The organism is Sphingobacterium bovisgrunnientis, assembly GCF_009829085.1.
Classification (GTDB): Bacteria; Bacteroidota; Bacteroidia; order Sphingobacteriales; family Sphingobacteriaceae; genus Sphingobacterium; species Sphingobacterium bovisgrunnientis.
The window spans coordinates 1-374 of sequence record NZ_WUQY01000190.1 but is presented as its reverse complement, the minus strand read 5'-3'; the positions used below and the strand labels follow the sequence as shown (position 1 = coordinate 374).

Below are 374 nucleotides of genomic sequence, written 5' to 3'. Positions count from 1 at the left end.
AAATAAGGTAAAAAATGGCGGTAATTTATATAGCAGGGATTGCTATATTTAATTTGCAAAAATTCAACTACCGCCATGGTAAATATAAATGTATTTTCTCAGATTTTAGGGCTAGTAAACCGTGACATTTTTAATAAATTGGTTCAAAAGTACCAATGTGACAAGCATCATAAAGGAATCAATAGCTGGACACATTTTGTTAGTATGCTTTTCTGCCATCTTTCATCTGCGGATTCCGTTCGTGATATTTCTAATGGGCTGCGTAGTACTACAGGAAACATGAGTCATATGGGTATCTCTAGAACGCCTAGCAAGTCCAATCTATCCTACATCAACAAACATCGCGATCATCGTCTATTCCGAGACCTTTATTA

Annotated in this window: 1 protein-coding gene; it reads left to right on the top strand. The window is 35.8% G+C overall.

What is annotated here, in order from left to right:
* Positions 1 to 75: 75 nt before the first annotated feature.
* A partial coding sequence (locus tag GOQ16_RS17400) for a DUF4372 domain-containing protein (protein ID WP_160070454.1) occupies positions 76 to 374 on the top strand: 299 nt, incomplete at its 3' end.